At 38.8% G+C, this 22,190-nt stretch carries 12 protein-coding genes, 27 tRNA genes and 3 rRNA genes; 38 read left to right on the top strand and 4 right to left on the bottom strand.

Going from position 1 to position 22,190, the window contains the following annotated elements:
• The first annotated feature begins 46 nt into the window (after positions 1 to 46).
• Positions 47 to 1,066, top strand: a complete 1,020-nt coding sequence (locus tag QM512_RS07075) for a zinc ribbon domain-containing protein (RefSeq protein ID WP_282805024.1) — start codon at positions 47 to 49, stop codon at positions 1,064 to 1,066.
• A gap of 54 nt (positions 1,067 to 1,120) precedes the next feature.
• Here QM512_RS07075 and QM512_RS07070 read toward each other — a convergent pair whose 3' ends face one another.
• From QM512_RS07070 to QM512_RS07060, 3 genes are all read right to left on the bottom strand, one after another.
• Entirely contained in the window at positions 1,121 to 2,494 is a 1,374-nt protein-coding gene (locus tag QM512_RS07070; protein WP_282805023.1) for an NAD-dependent succinate-semialdehyde dehydrogenase, read from the bottom strand.
• A gap of 103 nt (positions 2,495 to 2,597) precedes the next feature.
• On the bottom strand, positions 2,598 to 3,440 hold the full coding sequence (locus QM512_RS07065) for a helix-turn-helix domain-containing protein (protein ID WP_282805022.1): 843 nt from the start codon (positions 3,438 to 3,440) through the stop codon (positions 2,598 to 2,600).
• Positions 3,433 to 4,269 (bottom strand): alpha/beta hydrolase, encoded by an 837-nt coding sequence (locus QM512_RS07060; RefSeq protein WP_282805021.1) that lies wholly within the window; start codon positions 4,267 to 4,269, stop codon positions 3,433 to 3,435. Before QM512_RS07060 ends, QM512_RS07065 begins: the two co-directional genes overlap by 8 nt.
• 129 nt (positions 4,270 to 4,398) lie before the next feature.
• Between QM512_RS07060 and QM512_RS07055 the strand changes: the two genes are divergently transcribed.
• From QM512_RS07055 to QM512_RS06950, 22 genes are all read left to right on the top strand, one after another.
• A complete protein-coding gene (locus QM512_RS07055; RefSeq protein WP_282805020.1) occupies positions 4,399 to 4,998 on the top strand; it encodes a TVP38/TMEM64 family protein in 600 nt (199 codons plus the stop codon).
• Complete coding sequence (locus QM512_RS07050) at positions 4,998 to 5,558, top strand: GNAT family N-acetyltransferase (protein ID WP_282805019.1); 561 nt, start codon at positions 4,998 to 5,000, stop codon at positions 5,556 to 5,558. The genes QM512_RS07055 and QM512_RS07050 overlap by 1 nt, the downstream gene beginning before the upstream one ends.
• 207 nt (positions 5,559 to 5,765) lie before the next feature.
• On the top strand, positions 5,766 to 7,076 hold the full coding sequence (gene serS / locus QM512_RS07045; protein WP_282805018.1) for a serine--tRNA ligase: 1,311 nt from the start codon (positions 5,766 to 5,768) through the stop codon (positions 7,074 to 7,076).
• 501 nt (positions 7,077 to 7,577) lie between these two features.
• Positions 7,578 to 9,150 (top strand): 16S ribosomal RNA (locus QM512_RS07040).
• Between the two features lie 222 nt (positions 9,151 to 9,372).
• Positions 9,373 to 12,275 (top strand): 23S ribosomal RNA (locus tag QM512_RS07035).
• Between the two features lie 62 nt (positions 12,276 to 12,337).
• A 5S ribosomal RNA gene (gene rrf / locus QM512_RS07030) occupies positions 12,338 to 12,454 on the top strand.
• Together the 16S, 23S and 5S rRNA genes with 16 tRNA genes alongside form the textbook arrangement of a ribosomal RNA operon.
• Positions 12,455 to 12,458: 4 nt before the next feature.
• Positions 12,459 to 12,531 (top strand) — tRNA-Val (locus tag QM512_RS07025).
• A gap of 2 nt (positions 12,532 to 12,533) precedes the next feature.
• Positions 12,534 to 12,606, top strand: a tRNA-Lys gene (locus tag QM512_RS07020).
• A 19-nt stretch (positions 12,607 to 12,625) separates the two neighbouring features.
• Positions 12,626 to 12,710: transfer RNA gene (locus QM512_RS07015), tRNA-Leu, on the top strand.
• Between the two features lies 1 nt (position 12,711).
• Positions 12,712 to 12,784, top strand: a tRNA-Thr gene (locus QM512_RS07010).
• 19 nt (positions 12,785 to 12,803) lie between these two features.
• Positions 12,804 to 12,875 (top strand) — tRNA-Gly (locus QM512_RS07005).
• Positions 12,876 to 12,887: 12 nt separating this feature from the next.
• Positions 12,888 to 12,973: transfer RNA gene (locus QM512_RS07000), tRNA-Leu, on the top strand.
• 9 nt (positions 12,974 to 12,982) lie between these two features.
• Positions 12,983 to 13,056: transfer RNA gene (locus QM512_RS06995), tRNA-Arg, on the top strand.
• A gap of 5 nt (positions 13,057 to 13,061) precedes the next feature.
• Positions 13,062 to 13,135, top strand: a tRNA-Pro gene (locus tag QM512_RS06990).
• 31 nt (positions 13,136 to 13,166) lie between these two features.
• A tRNA-Met gene (locus QM512_RS06985) sits at positions 13,167 to 13,240 on the top strand.
• Positions 13,241 to 13,253: 13 nt separating this feature from the next.
• Positions 13,254 to 13,327: transfer RNA gene (locus QM512_RS06980), tRNA-Ile, on the top strand.
• 31 nt (positions 13,328 to 13,358) lie between these two features.
• Positions 13,359 to 13,432: transfer RNA gene (locus tag QM512_RS06975), tRNA-Met, on the top strand.
• 3 nt (positions 13,433 to 13,435) lie between these two features.
• Positions 13,436 to 13,508, top strand: a tRNA-Asp gene (locus QM512_RS06970).
• 4 nt (positions 13,509 to 13,512) lie between these two features.
• A tRNA-Phe gene (locus tag QM512_RS06965) sits at positions 13,513 to 13,585 on the top strand.
• A gap of 19 nt (positions 13,586 to 13,604) precedes the next feature.
• Positions 13,605 to 13,675 (top strand) — tRNA-Gly (locus QM512_RS06960).
• A gap of 12 nt (positions 13,676 to 13,687) precedes the next feature.
• Positions 13,688 to 13,761, top strand: a tRNA-Ile gene (locus QM512_RS06955).
• Between the two features lie 2 nt (positions 13,762 to 13,763).
• Positions 13,764 to 13,853 (top strand) — tRNA-Ser (locus QM512_RS06950).
• A gap of 797 nt (positions 13,854 to 14,650) precedes the next feature.
• On the opposite strand, the gene QM512_RS06940 is transcribed toward QM512_RS06950, so the two are convergent.
• Positions 14,651 to 15,010 (bottom strand): hypothetical protein, encoded by a 360-nt coding sequence (locus QM512_RS06940; RefSeq protein ID WP_282805017.1) that lies wholly within the window; start codon positions 15,008 to 15,010, stop codon positions 14,651 to 14,653.
• A gap of 233 nt (positions 15,011 to 15,243) precedes the next feature.
• On the opposite strand from QM512_RS06940, the gene QM512_RS06935 reads away from it, so the two are divergent.
• The 15 genes from QM512_RS06935 (at position 15,244) to QM512_RS06865 (ending at position 21,689) form a co-directional block, all read left to right on the top strand.
• Positions 15,244 to 15,315, top strand: a tRNA-Glu gene (locus QM512_RS06935).
• A 25-nt stretch (positions 15,316 to 15,340) separates the two neighbouring features.
• Positions 15,341 to 15,431: transfer RNA gene (locus QM512_RS06930), tRNA-Ser, on the top strand.
• Between the two features lie 7 nt (positions 15,432 to 15,438).
• A tRNA-Met gene (locus tag QM512_RS06925) sits at positions 15,439 to 15,512 on the top strand.
• Between the two features lie 3 nt (positions 15,513 to 15,515).
• Positions 15,516 to 15,588 (top strand) — tRNA-Asp (locus QM512_RS06920).
• Positions 15,589 to 15,593: 5 nt separating this feature from the next.
• Positions 15,594 to 15,666 (top strand) — tRNA-Phe (locus QM512_RS06915).
• A 4-nt stretch (positions 15,667 to 15,670) separates the two neighbouring features.
• Positions 15,671 to 15,752: transfer RNA gene (locus tag QM512_RS06910), tRNA-Tyr, on the top strand.
• Between the two features lie 7 nt (positions 15,753 to 15,759).
• Positions 15,760 to 15,830: transfer RNA gene (locus QM512_RS06905), tRNA-Trp, on the top strand.
• Between the two features lie 14 nt (positions 15,831 to 15,844).
• Positions 15,845 to 15,917: transfer RNA gene (locus QM512_RS06900), tRNA-His, on the top strand.
• Between the two features lie 7 nt (positions 15,918 to 15,924).
• Positions 15,925 to 15,996, top strand: a tRNA-Gln gene (locus QM512_RS06895).
• Positions 15,997 to 16,016: 20 nt separating this feature from the next.
• Positions 16,017 to 16,087: transfer RNA gene (locus QM512_RS06890), tRNA-Cys, on the top strand.
• A gap of 31 nt (positions 16,088 to 16,118) precedes the next feature.
• Positions 16,119 to 16,202 (top strand) — tRNA-Leu (locus tag QM512_RS06885).
• A 114-nt stretch (positions 16,203 to 16,316) separates the two neighbouring features.
• A complete protein-coding gene (locus QM512_RS06880) occupies positions 16,317 to 17,483 on the top strand; it encodes a glycosyltransferase family 4 protein (protein ID WP_282805016.1) in 1,167 nt (388 codons plus the stop codon).
• Entirely contained in the window at positions 17,476 to 18,519 is a 1,044-nt protein-coding gene (locus QM512_RS06875) for a glycosyltransferase family 4 protein (protein WP_282805015.1), read from the top strand. The genes QM512_RS06880 and QM512_RS06875 overlap by 8 nt, the downstream gene beginning before the upstream one ends.
• Complete coding sequence (locus QM512_RS06870; protein ID WP_282805014.1) at positions 18,519 to 19,535, top strand: lysylphosphatidylglycerol synthase transmembrane domain-containing protein; 1,017 nt, start codon at positions 18,519 to 18,521, stop codon at positions 19,533 to 19,535. The genes QM512_RS06875 and QM512_RS06870 overlap by 1 nt, the downstream gene beginning before the upstream one ends.
• 84 nt (positions 19,536 to 19,619) lie before the next feature.
• Positions 19,620 to 21,689, top strand: coding sequence for an LTA synthase family protein (locus tag QM512_RS06865; RefSeq protein ID WP_282805013.1), 2,070 nt, complete (start codon positions 19,620 to 19,622; stop codon positions 21,687 to 21,689).
• The last annotated feature ends 501 nt before the right edge of the window (positions 21,690 to 22,190 follow it).

The raw sequence follows: 22,190 nt of genomic DNA, 5'->3' as shown, positions 1-22,190 counted from the left end.
AATTTAAATGATATAATAGGCTAAAAAAGTTGATGAGGGAATAATTATGAAGTGTCCAAATTGTGGAGAAGATGTAAAATCTACAGATAAAAAGTGCCCTAATTGTAACTTTGATTTAGAAAAATTTAGAAAAGAATTTTTTACGGGACAAGAACAGAAAGCAACACGTAATGAAGAAAATGATGGTAATCAATTAAATAGGGGAAGTAGATCAACTAAAAAAATTGAGCCAAAAAAACAAAATTCTACCATTGCGACAATGATTAATTGGATTCAAGTAAATTCAATGATTGTTTTTATTGTTGGAATTATTCTTTTGATTTTGACAAGTTTTTCTCCATCTTTAGGATGGTCCTGCTTCTTTGTTTTATTGATCTGGCTTTTCATTGTCTGCGATAAAAATAAGGGAAAGACTACAGAACAATATACAGTTGACCAGCGACTAACTGAACATGTTAATAAGGTTGGTTCAGATGTAGTTAATTCTTTTGAAGAAGGGGAAAGTAAAGTAAAAGCACGTCGCCAAAAGATAGACAGTAAATTGGGTCGTGATCCTGATGCTATAAAAAAGGTTGTTAAACAAAAGAGAACTGCAACTCAATTAGGAGTAGTTTTAATTGCTGTTTTAAATCTATTGCTAGTTTTTAGTGGTCCATTTTCATCTGGAATGATGCAGGGCTATCAAGCCTTATCTATTTCTAAGGCGTTGCTTTCAATTGGCAGATTTAACGGTAAATATATCTTTATTGGATATGGGATGTGGCTTCTTTTAGTTGGAGTGCCTATTGCAATTATCATTTTAACGATAAAGAACGGCAGAAATAATAAGAGGATTGTCTTTTTCCTATCTTTAATTGAATCGATTGTTTTAGTAGTTTGTGCTGTGGAACTAATCTTTATGAATGCTGGATCTTCCTTAGGTATTACAAATAATGCAGCCGCAAATAGTGTTGAAATTCAGAGAATTGTTGCAAATGCAATTTCCTTTGGTGTTTCTACATACTTATTGTTTGTGTCAAGCATTCTTTTAACTGTAGTTGCTTTCCGCAGTATGAGACAAAATTAAAAAAGAATTGGGTCATATAGCCCAATTCTTTTTTTGTATATTTAGAGTCTAAGTTTATTTTGAAACGTCAATAACTAAATGTTCATTTACAAATGACATCAAGCCAAGTTCGCTTAATTCACGGCCATAGCCGGATTTCTTAACACCACCAAATGGTAATTCTGGAGCTGTGATCCAGCGACCGTTAATAACTGTCATACCAGTTTCAATTTCACTAGCAACTTCTTGTGCATGTACCTTATTTTCAGAAATAACGCTTGAGCCTAGGCCAAAACTTGAATTGTTTGCTAAGGCAATGGCTTCTTCTTCATCTTTTACTTTAAAGACTTCAGCCACTGGTCCAAATAGTTCTTCATCAAATAATGGATTGTGTTGATCAATATTGGTTAAGATCATTGGGCGGAAGAAGGCACCAGTACTGTGAATTTCTGGATATTGGTAAGCAACTTCTGCTCCGTGCTCAATTCCTTTTTTGACTTGTGCGGCTAATTTATCAGCAGCCTTTTGGGAATTCATTGGTGCAAGACTTGTGTTTTCATCCAATGGATTACCTGGTTTAAGGTTAGAAAAAGTATGGTGTAGAAACTTCATTACTTCATCATAGCGTGATTCGACAACAATAATTCGTTTAGAAGAAGTGCAGACTTGACCACAGTTGTAAGTTCTAGCGTCACTTAATACATTCTTTAATACCATAGAATCAGCATCTGCTAAAACAATAAAGGGATCATTTCCGCCTAATTCCATTGTTGATTTTTTAATATTTTTACCGGCTGCTTCGGCAACGCTGCTTCCACCACGTTCTGAACCAGTAACGGCAACCCCTTGAACACGTTTATCAGCAATTACATCCCCAATTTGGTCATAAGATAAAAATAAGTTTTGCAAACTTGCTTTTGGAGCTCCAGCTTCTGTGATAATTTTTTCAGTTAATTGTGCTGAAGCAGGTACATTATGGGCATGTTTAAGAATAATTGGATTTCCAACCATGAAGTTAGGTGCGAAGACTCTGATTACTTGATAGAGTGGAAAGTTCCAAGGCTCGCAAGCCATAATAATTCCTGTGGATTGCTTTAAATAATAAGCCGTGCCTAAATTGGTTTCTAAAGGTGTAGGTTCGAGCAGTTTAGGAGCTTTTTCGGCATAGTAGTTACAAATATTTATGCATAAATCTACTTCTTCGAGCGATTCTCGATATAATTTTCCCATTTCTAAAGTCATCGTTTTTGCCATTTCTTCACGATGCTTTTTAAAATTGTCAGCTATCTTATGGAGCAGTTCACTTCTCGTTGCAGGTAATTGTGAATGCCATGTTAGGTATAGTTTTTCACCAGCAGTCAAAGCCTGCTCAATTTCTTCGTGAGTAGCATTAGGGTAACTTTTAATTAATTGGTTTGTATATGGATTAATTGATTCGTATTTAGACATAAAATTCCCTCTTTTCAATATATTTATATTATAAAGCGCTTTCCTTTTTACTGCATATAAAAACCACTTCTTTTTTGTAAGATATAGGAAGAAGTGGTTTAATTTATGCTAGTTTGCTAATTTTTTCAAGTAGGACATGGTCATTATTAAGTCGAGCAAAAGCAGCAGAATCGTTTAAATACTGAGTAGTTTCTTGGTCTGTCCCATTTTCTGCAATATTATTTTGAGCTAATTGATAAAGGATGCGACCGGCAAAATAAATAACATGACGCTTTTTACATAGATCATATCCCATTTTTAATAGTTTATCAGATTGTTTATAGTCCTTGCTGCGACCATAAAATTCACCACTATTACAAAGAATAGAGAGAAATTGTAATAAAGAGTCCTCATTTTCTAGTTGAATAGGGGCGATTGAAGATATAATGAGGTCATAATAGTGGCGAGCCTTATGTAAGTCATGTTGTAAATCATAAACTTGACTGCATCCTTTAAGTGCAAGCAGATGATAAATTTTATGTTGTTTTGATAACTTTGTATCTAGAATAGAATTGAAGTAGTACAAAGCATCAGTTTCAGCATGATCTAGATTTAAGGCTAATAATCCTCGCAAGTAATAATAGTGAAGAATATCTTCCTGCCGCATTAATTCATCTTTATTAACGCTACTTAAAATCTGAGCAACTTTCGGAAAGTCGAGTTGAATAACTGCAAAATCTGCCTCAAATAATTTGTGGAATGTTTTTTTATTGGAATCCACATCCATAATATCTGCTACGTTAATATTCATTCGGTCGCAAAGATTATTCAAAATTTTTAGAGAAGGAATACGACCATTATTTTCAAATTTACTTAATGTAGATTGTGTACAAATACCATTACATAATTCAGTCTGAGATAAACCTAATTTTTTGCGAACAGAAATAAATTTGTTAATATTAATCATTCTTTCTCTCCTTAATAGTCTGAAATAGAAAATCTAAAGATTCGTCAATATAATCTTTGGCATAATCCATTGCATGACGATGTCCTTTAATGACTAATAATTCAACCTCATGATCGTTGTTAGCTAAAAAGTCGACAAATTTTAAGACGCCAGATAATGGGACTAATTCGTGAGCAGAGTTAATCATTTTTAATCTGCCTAAATGATTAAGGTCATAACTTTCAGCATCCATTTGTCTTAAGATAGATTGGTTGTCTTTTCCAGCGTAAGTTAACACAAAAAACTTATAAAATGATTCAAAAATATCATGTAAATTAGTTAATTTTAACTCATTTGCACCATATCTGGATGGAACTACATTTTGATGAGTTTGCATCCAGCTTGAGAAATCTACAGAAGCTGACCAAGTTACAGTTGGAAATCCATATAACCCAGCAGTATATAAGGCTAAAGTTCCTCCAACACTAGCACCAATTTGGACAATGTTTTGCTGATCATCATCATCGGTATAATTAGAATCTAAGAGCCATTCTACAAACTTTTTGCTATCTTGATGAGCAGCGGGATAGGTAAAGGCAGGTGCCAAACGATAATCAGGAATTAGGGTCATAAAGCCGGCATTTGCTAATTTTACGCCTAGATCTTTTACATCATTTTTTGAGCCAGCGAACCAACCGCCACCATGCCAAAAAATCAAAATTTTCGTCTGCGAATTTGTGTCATTTGGAAAATAAATATCTGTTTTTAAATTGTTATTTTCATCGTAAATTATATCTTTTTTATAACAACCATAATTAAGCCTCTTAGTTATTTTATAACATACTAACATTATAGAATAAATTCAAATGATAAGTCATATCTTAATTTGTTCTATATTTAAGTTTATTTCATAGGTTAAGGCGCCTATTTTGCCTTGTTTTTGTTATCATTAATTTAACATACCAAGGAGGGCAGAAAAATGTCTACTAAAACGAGTCGTAAACTAATCAATATTTTGACCATTGTCACTACAATTATCTTGATTTTGCTGAGCATTTATTGGTATAGGCTAGGTATTTTTACAAGTCAGGAAAAGATGAAGGCTTACTTAGCAAACAAGCAAATTATCGGTCCCCTAATTTTTACATTGATTCAGATAATTCAGGTTGTAATTCCGATCATTCCGGGTGGAGTTTCACTGCTAGGTGGCGTAATCTTTTTTGGACCAATTTGGGGCTTTATTTATAACTATGTTGGGATTTGTCTGGGATCAATTATTTTGTTCTTTTTGGCAAGACATTATGGAAGACCATTCATCTTGCATTTAGTTTCTGAAAAAACGTATGAAAAATATATGAAGTGGACGGCAAATCAGAAGAAATTCAATTGGTTCTTTGCCCTGTGTATTATTGCCCCGATGGCTCCTGACGATATTTTATGTATGATTGCCGGATTAACTGAGATGAAATTTTCAACCTATGTATGGATAATTTTGTTAGGTAAACCTTGGACAATTGCAGCTTATAGTTTAGGCTTAGTCTATGGTGCAAAATGGTTAGTAAAGTTAGTGGGCAAGTAATGCTAGAAACTAAAAGGATTATTTTAAGAAAAATTGAATCAAAAGACGCACCTATTCTGCTTAGGTGGGGCCAAGATAGTGTGTATCATAAGAGCGCAGGCTATCAATATTTAGAAGATTTGGCTGCTGCTCAAAGAAGCGTTCTTCAGTATCAAAGAAGACCATATAGTTATGGGATAGAATTAAAAGAGAATAATCGTTTAGTGGGCTTAGTAGAATTATATGAACGCGGTTTAGATCAATATAATGGACTTTTGATGACAAAAGATTTAGGTTTTTTATTAGATAAAGATTATTGGCATCAAGGATTAATGACAGAAGCTTTGACTCTAGTAATTAATTTTGCTTTTGAAAAATTACATCAAAATCAAATTTGGGCGGGGACTTTTGTTTCTAATAAAAATTCGCAGAAATTATTGAAAAAGCTAGGATTTAGGTATGTCTATACAACCGATTACTCAATGGTTTCTTCACTTTTTAATTATCAAGAAAAATATTATTTGTTAACACCGCAGGATTGGCATGATATAATGCAAATAAACATGAAATCCCAAGACTAATTTCAGAGAGCTCATGGTTGGTGTGAATGAGTAAAAAAGTCGTTTCCAGATTTCGAATGTGGGTAGGTAATTCTACACGGCTAGCACCGTTATCGCTTTTTTGAGTGTGGTATTTTTAACCAAATGTGGGTGGTACCGCGAACCGTGTAAGTCGATTCGTCCCAGTAATAGGGATGAATCGACTTTTTTTATTTTTAAGGAGGAAATATGTTAGACATAAAGGTAATTCGAGAGAATTTAGATTGGTCAAAGAAAAAGTTAGCTACACGTGGTATTAAGCCAGAAGAATTAGATGAATTAGTAGCTATTGATAAGCAAAGACGTGAAGCTTTAACTAAGAGTGAACAATTAAAGCAAAAGCGTAATGAAGTGTCTGATCAAATTGCACAAGCTAAGCGCAATAAAGAAGATGCAAGTGATGCAATTAAAGCAATGCGTGAAGTAGGTAAAGAAATTAAGGAATTAGATAAAGAAGTAGAAGAACTCACTCAAAAACAAAATTATATTTTGCTTCGTTTACCTAACTTCCCAGCTGATTCAGATCCAATTGGACCAGATGAAAGCTACAATGAAGAAGTTCGCAAGTGGAACGAACCAACAAAATTTGATTTTGAGCCAAAACCTCACTGGGAAATTGGTACTGAATTAAATATTTTAGACTGGGATACTGCTGCTAAAGTTTCTGGCGCTCGTTTTGTTTACTATAAAGGTGCTGGTGCACTGCTTGAACGTGCAGTTTCAAACTTCTTCTTAGATGAAAATACTAAGGATGGCTACACTGAAGTGATTCCACCATACTTAGTAAATGACGCTTCTATGCAAGGAACTGGTCAATTCCCTAAATTTACTGAAGATGTTTATACAATTGTTGATAACGACGATCCTGATAAGCCACGTGATTTAACTTTAATTCCAACTGCAGAAGTTCCATTAGTTAACTACTTCCGTGGTAAGATCTTAGATGCAAAGCAATTACCAATTAACGTTACTGCATTTTCTCCAGCATTTAGAAGTGAAGCTGGTTCTGCTGGACGTGATACTCGTGGATTAATCAGAATGCACGAATTTAGAAAAGTTGAAATGGTAAAAGTTGTTGATGAGGATAGTTCATGGGATGAATTAGAAAAATTAACTCATAATGCTGAACATTTACTTCAAAAACTTGGCTTGCCATATCATGTTGTTGCACTTTCAACTGGGGATGCAAGTTTTACTAGTGCCAAGACTTACGATCTCGAAGTATGGATGCCAGCACAAGATAAGTATCGTGAAATTTCAAGTTGTTCAAACTGTACTGACTTCCAAGCTCGTCGTAGCTTAATCCGCTACCGTGATGAAAACGGTAAACTTCACCTAGCACATACTTTGAATGGTTCAGGTTTGGCTGTTGGTAGAACTGTTGCTGCTATTTTAGAAAATTATCAAAACGAAGATGGAACTGTGAATGTTCCAGAAGCATTACAACCATATATGCATGGGATGAAGGTAATTACTAAAGAGCCAAAATTTGGTGAATAGAATTTAATCAATAAAAATACCGGTGTTCTAATCTCTGAGAGACGAGAGAATACCGGTATTTTTATTGTCTACTATATAAGTATAAAGTTGATTTATTAGCACTCTAAAAAAATAATGCTAAATTTTAACAGAAAAGGGTTGACGAAAAGGAAAAAAGTCTGTAAAGTAATACATGCTGTTTGAGGCAAGAGCAAAAAGAGCCAATAAAAAGGTTAAAAAAGATCTTGTCAAAGCAGGGAAAAGATGATAATATTATAAAGCTGTCATTTGAGAGAGATGAGAAAGATTAAAAAGTTCTTGTCAAAGATCAAAAGACATGATATAATATAAAAGTTGTCACATGACAACGGTAGTACCTTGAAAACTGAACAAAGTTTCGCTGAAAGTGTGCGGGATAAATAAAAATCCCAAACAAAAGCGAAGTCAATTCGCAAGCAATAAATTTGAGATAACTCAAAGAAAGTTTTAGAGCTAAACGATAAAAAGCTCATTTTCAAAAAGGAAAATGAGAGTTTGATCCTGGCTCAGGACGAACGCTGGCGGCGTGCCTAATACATGCAAGTCGAGCGAGCTTGCCTAGATGATTTTAGTGCTTGCACTAAATGAAACTAGATACAAGCGAGCGGCGGACGGGTGAGTAACACGTGGGTAACCTGCCCAAGAGACTGGGATAACACCTGGAAACAGATGCTAATACCGGATAACAACACTAGACGCATGTCTAGAGTTTGAAAGATGGTTCTGCTATCACTCTTGGATGGACCTGCGGTGCATTAGCTAGTTGGTAAGGTAACGGCTTACCAAGGCAATGATGCATAGCCGAGTTGAGAGACTGATCGGCCACATTGGGACTGAGACACGGCCCAAACTCCTACGGGAGGCAGCAGTAGGGAATCTTCCACAATGGACGCAAGTCTGATGGAGCAACGCCGCGTGAGTGAAGAAGGGTTTCGGCTCGTAAAGCTCTGTTGGTAGTGAAGAAAGATAGAGGTAGTAACTGGCCTTTATTTGACGGTAATTACTTAGAAAGTCACGGCTAACTACGTGCCAGCAGCCGCGGTAATACGTAGGTGGCAAGCGTTGTCCGGATTTATTGGGCGTAAAGCGAGTGCAGGCGGTTCAATAAGTCTGATGTGAAAGCCTTCGGCTCAACCGGAGAATTGCATCAGAAACTGTTGAACTTGAGTGCAGAAGAGGAGAGTGGAACTCCATGTGTAGCGGTGGAATGCGTAGATATATGGAAGAACACCAGTGGCGAAGGCGGCTCTCTGGTCTGCAACTGACGCTGAGGCTCGAAAGCATGGGTAGCGAACAGGATTAGATACCCTGGTAGTCCATGCCGTAAACGATGAGTGCTAAGTGTTGGGAGGTTTCCGCCTCTCAGTGCTGCAGCTAACGCATTAAGCACTCCGCCTGGGGAGTACGACCGCAAGGTTGAAACTCAAAGGAATTGACGGGGGCCCGCACAAGCGGTGGAGCATGTGGTTTAATTCGAAGCAACGCGAAGAACCTTACCAGGTCTTGACATCCAGTGCAAACCTAAGAGATTAGGTGTTCCCTTCGGGGACGCTGAGACAGGTGGTGCATGGCTGTCGTCAGCTCGTGTCGTGAGATGTTGGGTTAAGTCCCGCAACGAGCGCAACCCTTGTCATTAGTTGCCATCATTAAGTTGGGCACTCTAATGAGACTGCCGGTGACAAACCGGAGGAAGGTGGGGATGACGTCAAGTCATCATGCCCCTTATGACCTGGGCTACACACGTGCTACAATGGACGGTACAACGAGAAGCGAACCTGCGAAGGCAAGCGGATCTCTTAAAGCCGTTCTCAGTTCGGACTGTAGGCTGCAACTCGCCTACACGAAGCTGGAATCGCTAGTAATCGCGGATCAGCACGCCGCGGTGAATACGTTCCCGGGCCTTGTACACACCGCCCGTCACACCATGAGAGTCTGTAACACCCAAAGCCGGTGGGATAACCTTTATAGGAGTCAGCCGTCTAAGGTAGGACAGATGATTAGGGTGAAGTCGTAACAAGGTAGCCGTAGGAGAACCTGCGGCTGGATCACCTCCTTTCTAAGGAAGGCGAAAGATGATGGAGAGTGCGAGAGCACTAAAGAGAAGTCATCGAGAAAGCCAAGCGGAAGCACACTGAGAAACTTTGTTTAGTTTTGAGGGTAATACCTCAAGAGTTAGTACATTGAAAACTGAATATAATCGAAAGCAAAAAAACCGAGACAATCGAAAAGAACAGATTGAAGAGCGACCGAGAAGAGAGAGAAACTCAACTTGAAAATAGGTCAAGTAGAAAAGGGCGCATGGTGAATGCCTAGGCACTAGAAGCCGATGAAGGACGTGACGAACCACGAAAGGCTTCGGGGAGCAGTAAGTAAGCAATGATCCGGAGATATCCGAATGGGGGAACCCAATACCGCGAGGTATTATCATTAGCTGTTAAGGTTAATGAAGGAAGACGCAGTGAACTGAAACATCTAAGTAGCTGCAGGAAGAGAAAGAAAAATCGATTTCCCAAGTAGCGGCGAGCGAACAGGAAAGAGCCCAAACCAGCTGGCTTGCCAGTTGGGGTTGTAGGACTGCGATGTAGTACTTGAAGCGATAGCAGAATTATCTGGAAAGATAAGCCAGAGAGGGTGAGAGCCCCGTAAGCGAAATTGCGGAGAGACTTAGCAGGATCCTGAGTAGGTCGGGACACGAGGAATCCCGATTGAAACCGCGAGGACCATCTCGCAAGGCTAAATACTAACTAGTGACCGATAGTGAACCAGTACCGTGAGGGAAAGGTGAAAAGAACCCCGGAAGGGGAGTGAAAGAGAACCTGAAACCGTGTGCCTACAAGTAGTCAAAGCACATTAAAGTGTAATGGCGTGCCTTTTGTAGAATGAACCGGCGAGTTACGTTATGGTGCAAGGTTAAGTCAGAAAAGACGGAGCCGGAGCGAAAGCGAGTCTGAATAGGGCGAAAGAGTATCATGACGTAGACCCGAAACCAAGTGACCTACCCATGACCAGGTTGAAGGCGTGGTAAAACACGCTGGAGGACCGAACCCACGTGAGTTAAAAATCGCGGGGATGAGTTGTGGGTAGCGGTGAAATTCCAAACGAACTTGGAGATAGCTGGTTCTCTCCGAAATAGCTTTAGGGCTAGCCTCGTGTGAATGATAATGGAGGTAGAGCGCTGTTTGGACTAGGGGCCCGTCAGGGGTTACTGAATCCAGATAAACTCCGAATGCCAGATATCAATGCACGGGAGTCAGACTGCGAGTGATAAGATCCGTAGTCGAAAGGGAAACAGCCCAGATCACCAGTTAAGGTCCCCAAATCTATGCTAAGTGGAAAAGGATGTGGAGTTGCGTAGACAACTAGGATGTTGGCTTAGAAGCAGCCACCATTTAAAGAGTGCGTAATAGCTCACTAGTCGAGTGACGCTGCGCCGAAAATGTACCGGGGCTAAGCATAGTACCGAAACTGTGGATGCATATATTATATGCGTGGTAGGAGAGCGTTCTAAGTGCGGCGAAGTTAGATCGAGAGGACTAATGGAGCGCTTAGAAGTGAGAATGCCGGTATGAGTAGCGAAAGATAGGTGAGAATCCTATCCGCCGAAAGACTAAGGTTTCCTGGGGCAGGCTCGTCCGCCCAGGGTAAGTCGGGACCTAAGGTAAGGCCGAGAGGCGTAGCCGATGGACAACAGGTAGAGATTCCTGTACTGAAATTGTTCGATATGAGCAAAGGAGGGACGCAGGAGGCTAATGACGCATGTTGCTGGAAATACATGTGCAAGCAGTAAGAAAAAAGATGAGTCAAATGCTTGTCTTTAGATTTCAAGCTGTGACGCGGAGCGAAATAAAAGTAGCGAAGGTCATGATGTCACACTGCCAAGAAAAGCTTCTAGCCAGAGCAATTTTACCCGTACCGCAAACCGACACAGGTAGTCGAGTGGAGAACACTCAGGTGAGCGAGAGAACTCTCGTTAAGGAACTCGGCAAAATGACCCCGTAACTTCGGGAGAAGGGGTGCTGATAGTAAAATATCAGCCGCAGTGAATAGGCCCAAACAACTGTTTATCAAAAACACAGGTATCTGCAAAATCGTAAGATGACGTATAGGTGCTGACACCTGCCCGGTGCTGGAAGGTTAAGAGGAGAGCTTAGCGTAAGCGAAGGTTTGAATTGAAGCCCCAGTAAACGGCGGCCGTAACTATAACGGTCCTAAGGTAGCGAAATTCCTTGTCGGGTAAGTTCCGACCTGCACGAAAGGTGTAATGATTTGGGCACTGTCTCAACGAGAGACTCGGTGAAATTATAATACCCGTGAAGATGCGGGTTACCCGCGACAGGACGGAAAGACCCCATGGAGCTTTACTGTAGCTTGATATTGAGTATTTGTTAAACATGTACAGGATAGGTAGGAGCCAGAGAAAGTAGGACGCTAGTCTTACCGGAGGCAATGTTGGGATACTACCCTTGTTTGATGGATCCTCTAACTCGCAGAGCTGAGCGTTCTGGAGGACAGTGTCAGGTGGGCAGTTTGACTGGGGCGGTCGCCTCCTAAAATGTAACGGAGGCGCCCAAAGGTTCCCTCAGAATGGTTGGAAATCATTCGCAGAGTGTAAAGGTATAAGGGAGCTTGACTGCGAGAGGTACACCTCGAGCAGGGACGAAAGTCGGGCTTAGTGATCTGGTGGTACTGCATGGAAAGGCCATCACTCAACGGATAAAAGCTACCCTGGGGATAACAGGCTTATCTCCCCCAAGAGTTCACATCGACGGGGAGGTTTGGCACCTCGATGTCGGCTCGTCGCATCCTGGGGCTGAAGTCGGTCCCAAGGGTTGGGCTGTTCGCCCATTAAAGCGGCACGCGAGCTGGGTTCAGAACGTCGTGAGACAGTTCGGTCCCTATCCGTCGTGGGCGTAGGAAATTTGAGAGGAGCTGTCCTTAGTACGAGAGGACCGGGATGGACATACCGCTGGTGTACCAGTTGTCTTGCCAAAGGCATCGCTGGGTAGCTATGTATGGAAGGGATAAGCGCTGAAAGCATCTAAGTGCGAAGCCCCCCTCAAGATGAGATTTCCGATGCGCAAGCAGTAAGACACCTTAAAGACGATGAGGTAGATAGGCTAGGAGTGGAAGCATAGTGATATGTAGAGCGGACTAGTACTAATCAGTCGAGCACTTGACCAAAGCTCAAAGGTTTTTAAAGCAAGAGATTATATTCAGTTTTGAGTGTAAAAGCTCAGAAAGAGTACGGTGGCGATGGCAAGAAGGATACACCTGTTCCCATGCCGAACACAGAAGTTAAGCTTCTTAACGCCGAGAGTAGTTGGTGGGAAACTGCCTGCGAGGGTAGGCAGTCGCCGTGCTAATGGAGGATTAGCTCAGCTGGGAGAGCATCTGCCTTACAAGCAGGAGGTCACAGGTTCGAGCCCTGTATCCTCCATTGAGTCGTTAGCTCAGTTGGTAGAGCATCTGACTTTTAATCAGAGGGTCGGCAGTTCGAGCCTGCCACGACTCATTGGCCCAGAAAAACTCAAGCGGGTGTGGCGGAATTGGCAGACGCGCTAGATTTAGGTTCTAGTGTTTTCGGACGTGTGGGTTCAAGTCCCACCACCCGTACCATGCCGATTTAGCTCAGTTGGTAGAGCATCTGTCTTGTAAACAGGGGGTCGAAGGTTCGAGTCCTTTAATCGGCATTAAAATTGAATAAAAAATGCGGAAGTAGTTCAGTGGTAGAACATCACCTTGCCATGGTGGGGGTCGCGGGTTCGAATCCCGTCTTCCGCTTATCATTATCATGCCGGGGTGGCGGAACTGGCAGACGCACGGGACTTAAAATCCCGCGGTTGGTGACAACCGTACCGGTTCGATTCCGGTCCTCGGCATATAATGATGCACCCTTAGCGCAACTGGATAGAGTGTCTGACTACGAATCAGAAGGTTGAAGGTTCAAATCCTTCAGGGTGCACACTTCGGGAAGTGGCTCAGTTTGGTAGAGCACCTGGTTTGGGACCAGGGGGTCGCAGGTTCGAATCCTGTCTTCCCGATTGTAGCTTAATAAAAAGGAAGTTACAGGATGGCGGTGTAGCTCAGCTGGCTAGAGCGTCCGGTTCATACCCGGGAGGTCGAGGGTTCGATCCCCCCCGCCGCTATAGAGGTAAGCTTGGACCTTTAGCTCAGTTGGTTAGAGCAGACGGCTCATAACCGTCGGGTCGTAGGTTCGAGTCCTACAAGGTCCATAGGATCTTGGCTTTTTTTATATAAAAACATCGCGGGATGGAGCAGTCTGGTAGCTCGTCGGGCTCATAACCCGAAGGTCATAGGTTCAAATCCTGTTCCCGCAATATGGTCCCTTGGTGTAGGGGTTATCACGCCTCCCTGTCACGGAGGAGATCACCGGTCCGAATCCGGTAGGGACCGTAATGGCTCGATAGCTCAGTTGGTAGAGCAAAGGATTGAAGCTCCTTGTGTCGGCGGTTCGATTCCGTCTCGCGCCATTAAGGAAGCAAAAAAGTTGCGGGTATAGTTTAGTGGTAAAACGAAAGCCTTCCAAGCTTTAGTCGCGAGTCCGATTCTCGTTACCCGCTTCAAAGGAAAAGGGGCCTATAGCTCAGCTGGTTAGAGCGCACGCCTGATAAGCGTGAGGTCGATGGTTCAAGTCCATTTAGGCCCATTGGAGATTTACTCAAGTGGCTGAAGAGGCGCCCCTGCTAAGGGTGTAGGTCGGTTTATACCGGCGCGAGGGTTCGAATCTCTCAATCTCCGCTTTGAATGAAAGCACATTGGTGATATGCCAATGTGCTTTTTTTGTTCCATAGTTTGAATTCTTAATCTATTGCAAATGCTGATAAGCATTTGAGTAAGATGAAAAGGATCAATAAAAATCTGAACATTTGGAAAAACGATAGGATAGCAGATAAGTAGAATTCCTGGTGCATGCCCTTAAATTCATCGGAAACAAGTCTTTAGGAAGATAGTCATTTATCCTAGAACGATCTTCTATAGGACTTGACAATGCTTTGCGCTAAATACATTAGATATGTTGACTCTATTTATTAATATGGAATGAATGAGTCATAGATCTTTTAAGGCAGTTATTGCAAAGAATAAGCTTGATGGTAATAAGCTTATTAGCATCAGCAGTGATAAATTGCATGTTAGAAGTATAATGATAAGCAAGCTGAATAAGTTTAGCTAAGTAGGTCTTATAAAAATTGCCATTGATAAACTTTTTTGTTAAAAGAGGGCAATCCCCCCCCAATCCCAGTAAACTTGAAAGAATCTATTGAAGAAGGACTTTAAGGCTTGGCATCTTTATTTTCAAAATTAAAATGGCCTTTTATTGATCGTGAGTACCATATGCCAATACACTATTTTAGTTGTTGTAAAATCTACTAAATACGCGTCTAAATAGCTTTTTATGGCTCTACTGGGTATATCCCTTAACTAAAAATCAAAATAGGCTTATAGAGCATGAAAGAGATTATTTATAAAATAGCTATTTAACAAAAAAACATTCGCTTGAGTCAAAGCGAATGTTATAGATATAGAACGATAAACTACTAATTTTTAGCGTTAATTTTTTTAAGTAGATTAATAATTTCGTTATTTTGTTTGATTAAGATCCAATTTTGAATTTTTATTGTTTCATTTGGAGAAATATTTTCCATCAAATCACTTTCTGCTGCAGTATGAAGAAGTGGTTTATAAGATTTTTCTGTGTCTTTTAATCCATATTTTGACAAATGCTCATTGGTTACTTTTGCGATATAAGCATTAACCTGATTCGCATCCTTTTCAATCAGTTCCTCTTTTTGCCATGGGGTTAATTTAGCATGATTTTCACAAATTGATTTTCCATCGGCTAATTTTATAAGTTTTTGACTGTTTTTATTATCGATAATACATTTTTCTTTGGACATAAAAATACCTCCATATAGCATAGTTTAGCACCTTATAAGGGTAGAAAGATAAGAAAATGCAATAAAAGAAAAAAAGTTTAAATTAGGGGTTGCATCATCGGAATGTTTTTAGTAATATAGTTATTGCTGATGCGGAGAGTAACACAAAGCAAAGCGTCAAAAAAGTTTTTGAAAAAACTTCTTGACATCACTTTCCAAGTCAGGTATGATTAATAAGTACGTTAAAAACGTATGACCCGTTGGTCAAGTGGTTAAGACACCGCCCTTTCACGGCGGTAACATGAGTTCAAATCTCGTACGGGTCATTACCATATTTAAAGATGGTATATCGGAGGATTACCCAAGTCCGGCTGAAGGGAACGGTCTTGAAAACCGTCAGGCGGGTTCTGCCCGCGCGTGGGTCCGAATCCCACATCCTCCTTAATCATCGCGGGATGGAGCAGTCTGGTAGCTCGTCGGGCTCATAACCCGAAGGTCACAGGTTCAAATCCTGTTCCCGCAATATGGTCCCTTAGTGTAGTGGTTATCACGCCTCCCTGTCACGGAGGAGATCACCGGTCCGAATCCGGTAGGGACCGTAAATGGCTCGATAGCTCAGTTGGTAGAGCAAAGGATTGAAGCTCCTTGTGTCGGCGGTTCGATTCCGTCTCGCGCCATTCTGGAGGCCTAGCGAAGTGGCTAAACGCGGCGGTCTGTAAAACCGCTCTCTCTGAGTTCGGTGGTTCGAATCCACTGGCCTCCATTTAAATAGGGATATCGTATAAAGGTAGTACATCGGTCTCCAAAACCGCTAGTGTGGGTTCAATTCCTACTATCCCTGTTTTTAATATTATGGCGGAATTGGTGAAGTGGTTAACACACCGGTTTGTGGATCCGGCATGCGTGGGTTCGATCCCCACATTCCGCCCTAACATTGGGATATAGCCAAGCGGTAAGGCAATGGACTTTGACTTCATCATGCGTTGGTTCGAATCCAACTATCCCAATTTGTTAATGATCAGAGGTTGGCGGTGTAGCCAAGTGGTAAGGCACGGGTCTGCAAAACCCTAATCATCGGTTCAAATCCGATCACCGCCTTCGCCTGAATTTCCTGATTAATTTCATTTATGGCGGTGTGGCGGAATTGGCAGACGCGTCAGACTCAAAATCTGGTGTCCCCTGGGACGTATCGGTTCGACCCCGATCACCGCTATTTATTCAGACATTCTGGCAAAAAGACGTGAGTTAATTCTCACGTCTTTTTTTTATCCAAAATTGCAACTCCTTTCTACTAACTTTATAATGTTCTTTAATGGAGGTATTTTACATGAATATTGGGTTATTTACCGATACATATTTCCCTCAGCTTTCTGGGGTGGCCACTTCAATTCAAACTTTGAAGAATGCTCTTGAGAAAGACGGACATTCAGTTTTTATTTTTACTACGACTGATCCTCACTTAGGCAAGGGAACTATTGAGCCAAATATTTTTCGAGTTAGCAGCGTGCCTTTTGTTTCCTTTACTGATAGAAGAATTCCAGTTCGTGGGCTTTTTCAAGCAACCAAGATTGCTAAAGAAGTGAAACTAGATATTGTACATACTCAAACTGAATTTGGGATGGGCATGATAGGAAAATATGTTGCGCATTCGTTAGATATTCCCGCTATTCATACTTACCATACTATGTATGAAGACTATCTACATTATGTATTGAATGGCCATTTGTTAAAGCCGTATCATGTTAAACAAATTACTAAGGCTTATCTTCACAAAATGGATGGTGTCGTTGCCCCAAGTGAACGTGTTAAAGAAACATTAACACGTTATGGGGTTACAATTCCAATGAGAGTAATTCCGACTGGTGTTGATTTAACTGCTATTAATGAAAATCCGCGTCGTGATGTTCGGAAAGAATTAGGGCTTAGCTCAGAGGATAAAGTTATCCTTACCTTGAGTCGAGTTGCGGCCGAAAAAAAGATAGATCAGATTTTAGATGTATTACCTGAAATTTTAGAAAAAGAACCTAATGTGAAATTTGTTATTGCAGGTGACGGTCCAGATATGCAGCCATTAAAAGATCAGGTTGCAAGACTATCATTAGAAGACTGTGTAACTTTTGCAGGTAGTGTGGAGCATAGTGATGTAGGAAACTACTATCGAATGGCTGATTTATTTGTATCTGCAAGTGATACTGAAACACAAGGATTGACTTATATAGAAGCATTAGCTGCGGGAACAAAGAGTGTTGTATACAGTACCGACTATACGGAGCATGTTTTTGATAATAAAGAATTGGGGAGTACTTTCACTACTAAAAGTGAAATGAAAAATGAAATTATTGATTATTTAAATGAAAATCAATTTACTATCCCTGATGATATAAAGGAAAAGAAGCTAATTGATGTATCGGCTGCTACTTTTGCACATAAAATAGAAGATTTTTATCAAGATGCTATTAAAAATAAACAAAAAACTGAGGTAAATTATGATTAGAATTAATATGTTTTCCCAGGCTGATTCGGTTCAGGGACAAGGAGTGGGATCAGCGTATAAAGAGTTAGTTCGTTTACTTAGAACACGATTAGTAGATGATTTCTATGTAACTATTAATAAATATGGAACAAGTGATTTAACTCATTACCATACAATAAATCCCACTTACTTTGCTAATAGTTTTTTACCTAGTCGCGGTAGAAAAATTGGCTACGTTCATTTTTTACCAGAAACTTTAGAAGGTTCAGTTAAGTTACCTGAACCAGCAAAAAGTATCTTTTATAAATATGTGATTGATTTTTATAAGAGAATGGATCAGATAGTAGTAGTTAATCCTATTTTTATTGATAAATTGGTAAAGTATGGAATTAATAAGGATAAGGTAAAATATATTCCTAATTTTGTGGCTAAAAGCGAATTTTATGAGCAAAGTCAGGTGCAGAAAAACGCCTTTAGAAATAAGCTAAATATTCCTTTAGATAAATTTGTAATTGTCGGGGATGGACAAGTTCAAGAAAGAAAAGGTGTGGATGATTTTGCTAAATTAGCAAAAGCCAATCCAGATATTCAGTTTATTTGGGCCGGTGGTTTTTCATTTGGCAAAATGACTGATGGATATGCTCATTTTAAGAAACTGATTGATAATCCACCAAAAAATTTGAAATTTACTGGGATTGTTCCTCGTGAAGAGCTAGTTAGTTACTTAAATATTGCCGATTTGTTTTTACTACCATCTTTTGATGAGTTGTTCCCAATGTCTGTTTTAGAAGCTTTTTCATGCAATACACCTGTTTTATTGCGTGATTTAGAACTGTACCAGGCCATTATTGATGGATACTACATGAAAGGTAAAAATTTTGACGAGCTGAATTCTCAAATTAAATCTTTAGTATCAAATCCGGAAAAATTAAAAAAATACCGCAGTTTATCTGCTAAAGCTAGTCAAGAATATTCAGAAGATCATTTAGCTCAGATCTGGCATGATTTTTATATGGAACAGTACGAAATTGGTAGAAAGTTAGGACAAATTAAATAATGAACAAAAAACATTTTATAGGAATGCTGATTGTTCTTTTAATTAGTGGTTTTGTTATTTGGCAAGAACTAAAAAAGACACCGATTAAAGCCTTATGGGGGGCAAGTAAAAAGTTAAATATAAGCTTTTTGCTATTAGTTTTATTAGTGATGATTTTGTCTTATGTGTGTGAGGCCGCTATTATATGGATTTTAGAGCACAGAAAAGGGAAACCCCACCGCTCTGCATGGTCTTTTTTTAGAATTCCAATTATTCAAGCACTTTTTAATGCTATAACTCCCTTGTCTACTGGAGGACAACCCTCACAATTAGTAGCCATGATTCAAATGGGAATAGAAGGTGGCCGTGCTACGTCTATTTTGCTAATGAAATTTATAATTTATCAAATCTGTGTGTTGTTTGCCTATGTTTCAACAATTATTTTTGGCTTTCATATGGTAGTAACCAAATTTTCTGGCTTAGCGCTATTTATTCTAATTGGTTTTATACTTCATGTAAGTTCTATCATATTCCTCCTAGCAATTATGTTTGCCTATAATTGGACAAAAAATGCTACTAATTGGATCATGGATTTATTAGAAAAAATTATGAATAAAAACACTGTTGAAAAATGGCGTAAAAATACTATGGAAAAAATTGAAACCTTTTATGCAGAAGGCCAGAACTTAAAACGTGAAAAGAAAAAATTAATTGGTGCAAGTATTCTTACTATTGGTCAATTGCTGTGTTTCTATTCAATTCCATATTTGATTTTACTAGCTTTAAATCTAACTCCTTCTTGGTTGGAAGTTACGCAAATGAATATTATGATTATAATGTTTATGGCAATTGTTCCAATTCCAGGTGCATCTGGCGGTGCGGAATTTAGTTTTCAAACGCTATTTTCTACTTTTATCCATTCAAATATTCTATTAACATTAGGGATGTTTTTGTGGCGCTTTACCACTTACTTTTTTGGAATGATTCTAGGAATATTCGGTTGGCTATTTAAGCCTAAGAAAGTAAAAAGTCATTAAAATTCCTTAAATTTACTATTTTAATTTATCAAAACTATTTTTTAGTAGTAATATCATGAAAGAACAAAGTTGAGGAGGACTTAAATGGGACGCCTAAAAGCATCATATAATTGGTTAACTAAAACTAAGTTAGGCTTTTTCACTGTAGTTGTTGTATTTTTTTGGATAAAAACATACTTAACTTATATAACTAAGTTTAATTTGGGTGTAGTTGGATCCATGCAAAAGTTTTTGCTGTTGATCAATCCACTGCCCACAGCTATTTTATTAATTGGAATTGGATTATTTTTTAAAGGTAGGAAATCCTACTGGATTATGGTCATAATTGATTTTCTTTTATCTCTTTGGCTATTTTCCAATATTTTGTATTATCGAGAATTTTCTGATTTCTTATCTACCTCTATCATTAAAACATCAGGTTCTACTTCTGATAATTTAGGAAAAAGTATTGCTGGAATTACAAAAGGTACTGATTTCCTAGTATTTTTGGATGTAGTCATTATTGTGCTGCTAATAGCTTTTAAAGTCTTTAAAATTGATATTCGACGTCTAAAGCTGAAAGTATCGCTTTTAATTGAAGGTTTGGCAGTAGTACTAATTGGTACTAACTTGACTATGGCTCAAAAGGATCGCTCTGGCTTATTAACTAGAACTTTTGATAATAACTACATTGTTAAGTATTTAGGCTTGAATGCTTTTGCTGTATATGATGGCGTGAAGACAGCACAAAATAATGCAATCATGGCAAAAGCGAACCATAGTGATTTAAAGACTGTTCAGTCTTACATCAAGAAAAATTATATTGCTCCAAATCCTGAATATTATGGTGTAGCAAAAAATAAAAATGTATTGGTTATTCACCTAGAGAGTTTCCAACAATTTTTAATTGACTACAAGTGGCAAGGAAAAGAAGTTACTCCTAATTTAAATAAGTTGTATCACGCAAATGATACGATTAGTTTTGACAATTTCTTTAATCAAGTAGGTCAAGGTAAAACTTCAGATGCTGAGATGATGCTAGAAAACTCTATTTTTGGCTTGCAATCAGGTTCAGCAATGTCAAGTTATGGAACTTCTAATACATTTGAAAGTGCACCAGCTATTTTAGGGCAAAAGAGCGGTTATACTAGTGCAGTAATGCATGGTGGTGCAGGTTCATTCTGGAATCGCGATAATGCATATAAGTCTTTTGGCTATGATTATTTTATGCCTTTATCTTATTACCAAAATAAAAAGGGCTATTATTTAGGATACGGAATTAAAGATAAACTATTTTTTGATCAATCTATTAAATATATAGAACACTTACCGCAACCATTTTATTTAAAGATGATTACTGTAACTAATCACTACCCATATGATTTAGACAAGAAGAATCAATCAATAGATAAAACTGATACTGGCGATAAGACTGTAGACGGATATGTCCAGACTGCTCATTATCTTGATGAAGCAATTGGGGAATTGATGAGCTACTTAAAGAAATCTGGATTAGAGAAAAATACATTAATTATGCTTTACGGTGACCACTATGGAATTTCTGGGAACCACCATAAAGCATCCGCTCAGTTGCTAAACAAAGATAGTTTTAATAACTTTGATAATCTTCAATTTCAGCGTGTACCATTAATGTTCCATATGCCAGGCCTTAAGGGTGGTATTAATCATACATATGGTGGCGAAATTGATGTGCGACCAACTCTATTTAACCTTTTAGGAATTAATGATCAAAATATGATTCAGTTTGGACATAGCCTTTTATCTAAGAATGCGCCACAAATTGTTGCTCAAAGAAACGGAGACTTTATTACTCCTAAATATAGTAAGGTAGAAGGAAGCTATTACTATACTCAATCAGGGAAACGTATAACGCATCCAAGTAAAAAAGTAAAAAGCCAATTAGCGTCGATTTCTAATACGGTGACAACAGAACTGTCATTATCAGATCGTGTAATAACAGGGAATCTTCTGCGCTTCTATAAGCCAGATGGCTTTGAATACGTAAAGAGAAAGAATTACTCTTATAAGAAATCTGATTCGCTAAAGCGGTTAAGAAAAGCAGAAAAGAAGAGCAAGAATAGTGTCTGGTATCAGAATGGCAAGAAAACAACGCAAAATGATTTTAAGACTGATGCTCCGGAACTAAAGAAGTAGTTAGAAACTGTGTTAAGTGATTATGCTTAACACAGTTTTTTTAATATCCGAATTTTAGTTTTGAATCTTTCTTTCAAATTCAATAGCAAAATCATAGAAATCATACAATTGGATTAAAGATATAATTAATATTCGTGATTCACAATTTTGTTAAAAACCGTGTTGACGAAAAGGAAAAAAGTCTGTAAAGTAATACATGCTGTTTGAGGCAAGAGCAAAAAGAGCCAATAAAAAGGTTAAAAAAGATCTTGTCAAAGCAGGGAAAAGATGATAATATTATAAAGCTGTCATTTGAGAGAGATGAGAAAGATTAAAAAGTTCTTGTCAAAGATCAAAAGACATGATATAATATAAAAGTTGTCACATGACAACGGTAGTACCTTGAAAACTGAACAAAGTTTCGCTGAAAGTGTGCGGGATAAATAAAAATCCCAAACAAAAGCGAAGTCAATTCGCAAGCAATAAATTTGAGATAACTCAAAGAAAGTTTTAGAGCTAAAC

It is taken from the genome of Lactobacillus isalae, from assembly GCF_947539375.1.
Classification (GTDB): Bacteria; Bacillota; Bacilli; order Lactobacillales; family Lactobacillaceae; genus Lactobacillus; species Lactobacillus isalae.
This window is presented reverse-complemented; position numbering and strand designations above follow the sequence as displayed.